This is a genomic window from Malonomonas rubra (genome assembly GCF_003247215.1).
Classification (GTDB): Bacteria; Desulfobacterota; Desulfuromonadia; order Desulfuromonadales; family Geopsychrobacteraceae; genus Malonomonas; species Malonomonas rubra_A.
Window position 1 is genome coordinate 1 of record NZ_QKAP01000040.1, and the last position, 3,058, is coordinate 3,058.

Here is a 3,058-nt window from a genome sequence, read left to right on the forward strand (position 1 = left end):
GGCCCTGTGACCCGGTCATCGACAGACCAGAAGGCAAGCTGCTCTTCATCGACATTCCCTTCGGCCAACGGATAAAGATAGCGGCCAACGTTCAGATCAATCTCCAGGGGCTGGTAGTACACCAGCCTTACACGCGCTTCACTCCGAGGCATCACATTTCCGACCCTGACCTCAAAGGTTTTGTAGTCATTCTTCTCCGCCAATGCGGTCTGATTCCCCTGTGCTTTTTGTTCTTCATAAATTTTTTTCGCCCTTTGTCTTTCTACCACTTCGCCCAGGATTTCCTGCCCGTTGACCCAGAGTGACAGTTCCGACAGACTGGCCTGCTTCGGCAAAGGAAAAGAGTAGATCCCTTCGAGCGAGGACGGACTGCTGTTGCTGAATGTCTGATCGACCTCTGTGCGAACAAAGCCATTGTTAATGGTGACATCGACCCGATGAGAGGTGATGGACAGGGCCGAATCGTCACCGCCTCCGATCGGCTTGAGAAGTCCTGCTGCCAACGAGAAGGTTGCGCTGCCCATGAGCAGACAAACAACCCCCAATAGAACGATTTTGAGTGATCTGATTTTTTTCATGACTGTCCTCCTTAAGAGTGTTTGGACATAGACTTTTCAGAGGACGTGCCAGAAATTATAAAATCTTCCAACAGACTGTATTTACAAATAGTTTTAAATTTTAAACGCTTTATTTTTTAATTGATCTGTTTTGCATTCTGGCTTTCTATGCACAACTGATATACATTTTATGCATGTCACGATCAGAGAAACTTAAAACCGAAGACCGGCAGTTTTTCCAGCTCGTCAGCAAGGCGGCGTTCAGCAACCCGTTTGGAGAAGAACGCGCTGCCCTGGATAAACAGTTGGCCGGACTGACGGGGGGCAGCAAGAAAGAACTGCTGGAAGCCGCCCTCGAATCGGTTCGGGATCGCGTGCGAATTTTGGAAAAAGCCGGCCGAGGCAATCTGGCCTTATACGAGGGTGGAGATCGCACCTGTCTGGCCATGGGTTTACTGTTTGAGCAGTTTCATCGCTACCTGAACGCATTCGACCAACTGATCCAAAAGCAATTACATGAAGGAAATGAGCCGTGCGCAGTACCATTTTCCGGCGAGCTGCTTACCCGGTTGCGAGAATACGGTTTCAAAAGTGAAGAGGCTCGACATTATTTCGCTTTTTTCTACCAATTGCGTAGAGCCTTCTTCTTCATCGACCAACTGGTCGGACAGAGCCATTCGATTCAGAAGCTGCGCTGTGCCCTGTGGAACAACATCTTCACCCACGATGTAAGGCGCTATGAGGCGCAGCTCTGGAATCGAATGGAAGACTTTTCAACGCTGCTGCTTGGCGAGACGGGAACCGGCAAGGGCGCAGCAGCAGCAGCGATCGGTCGCTCGGGCTATATCCCTTTTGATGAAAAACGCGGGCGTTTTGCCGAAAGCTTTACGCGGAACCTGATATCCACCAACCTGTCGCAATTCCCCGAGTCACTGATCGAATCAGAATTGTTCGGCCACAAAAAAGGCGCCTTTACCGGCGCCATCGACAACCACCTTGGGATTTTAGGCCGCTGCGTGCCACATGGTGCAATCTTTCTTGACGAAATCGGCGACGTATCGGTCCCTGTACAAATCAAATTACTGAGGGTGCTGCAGGAGCGAACCTATACGCCGGTCGGCAGCCACGAAAACATACCGTTTCGCGGCCGCATTATCGCCGCCACCAACCGCTCTCTTGATGAACTGAGACGCGCCGGTAATTTTCGCGACGATTTCTATTACCGGCTGTGTTCCGACGTGATCGAGGTGCCCTCGTTGCGTCAGCAACTCAGCGAGGACCCCGCTTCGCTCGATGCCCTGCTGGCGCATCTGCTGATGCGAATTCTCGACAACGTTGAACCCGGATTAGTCCAGTCGATCCGCCAGTCCCTTTTACACGATCTGCCGATCCGTTATTGCTGGCCGGGCAATGTGCGTGAGTTGGAGCAGGCGGTTCGGCGCGTGCTGCTGAATGGCAGCTATACCGGCGATCCGTTTGCCAACTCAACAGGGGAAGGCAATCTGCAGGCGCTGGCGGATGCCGGCGAGATGAATGCTCAAGAATTGCTGACTCTGTACTGCCGGCAACTGCACCAGCGTTTCGGCACCTATGAAGAGGTGGCACGTAGAACGCAGCTCGACCGGCGCACGGTAAAGAAGTATATTCAGGGAGCCTGAGCCGTTGCGGGATCGTCAAAATCTCCCCTTTTCATTTCCAGAAGTCGGAAACGTCCTCGGTCTGTTGCAGACTCAATGATTCAATCTGGGCTGGTCCGCGGGTCTTCACCAAAACTTCAGCTTTGTAGTAATAATCTTCGTTGGTGTTTGGAATCGGTGGTGAAACCGTCGGTTTCGGGTCGTTGCGCTGGTTCTGGAAACGCGGATTCTCTTTCACGACATCCCCGGCGGTACGAAAAGTTTCATCGATCGCCGTTGCAACGGTGCCGACCGGCTTGCCCAAAGAGCGACCGATTAAACTTCCCAGTTGCGCTGCATCCTGGTTGGTGCATGCAGAAAGAAATGTCACAAAAAACAAACCGCTTAAAAGTATTCTGTTCATACGCATGTCCACTCTCCTTTCCGGGGTTATGACGCAAATTCCTCCGCCAATTTCCGCAAAGCACCCAAGTCCAGTTTGCCACTGCCAAGCATGGGCAGCTCAAGAACTTTGATAAAATTTTCCGGCTGCGGTCGCCATAGGTTTGGCAGCTCGCTTTCCTTACAAATTTTCAACAATCTTTCTTTTTCTCCGGCTTCTTCGGTATAGACCACCACCAGCTTTTCCCCTTTCTTTTCGTCTGGGATAGCGGTCACGGCCAAAACGTTCCCGGTCAATCCCAGCTCGCGGTAGAAAACTTCTTCGACATTGACGTGCGGCACCATTTCGCCGCCGATCTTGCTGAAGCGGGCGAGGCGGTCGGTGATGTGCAGAAAACCGTCGCTGTCAATGCGGCCGATGTCGCCGGTGACGTACCAGCCGTCGACGATCGCCGAGGCGGTTTTATCGGGGCGGTTCAGGTA

General features: G+C 52.4%; 3 protein-coding genes and 1 pseudogene. 1 reads left to right on the top strand and 3 read right to left on the bottom strand.

Features of this window, described 5'->3' with window-relative positions; genetic code table 11:
* The coding region (locus tag Q7J88_RS04015) for a VIT domain-containing protein (RefSeq protein WP_303720867.1) at nucleotides 1–578 on the bottom strand (578 nt) is incomplete at its 3' end.
* Nucleotides 579–751: 173 nt separating this feature from the next.
* Here Q7J88_RS04015 and Q7J88_RS04020 point away from each other — a divergent pair.
* The gene (locus Q7J88_RS04020; RefSeq protein WP_303720868.1) at nucleotides 752–2,215 is read left to right on the top strand and encodes a sigma-54 dependent transcriptional regulator; all 1,464 of its coding nucleotides are present in this window, start codon (nucleotides 752–754) and stop codon (nucleotides 2,213–2,215) included.
* Between the two features lie 31 nt (nucleotides 2,216–2,246).
* Here Q7J88_RS04020 and Q7J88_RS04025 read toward each other — a convergent pair whose 3' ends face one another.
* Together Q7J88_RS04025 and Q7J88_RS04030 are read right to left on the bottom strand one after the other, a co-directional pair.
* Nucleotides 2,247–2,603 carry a hypothetical protein gene (locus Q7J88_RS04025; RefSeq protein ID WP_303720869.1) on the bottom strand — a complete coding sequence of 119 codons (357 nt, stop codon included), beginning with the start codon at nucleotides 2,601–2,603 and terminating at the stop codon, nucleotides 2,247–2,249.
* A 20-nt stretch (nucleotides 2,604–2,623) separates the two neighbouring features.
* Nucleotides 2,624–3,058: pseudogene (locus Q7J88_RS04030) on the bottom strand (AMP-binding protein); the annotation flags it as partial.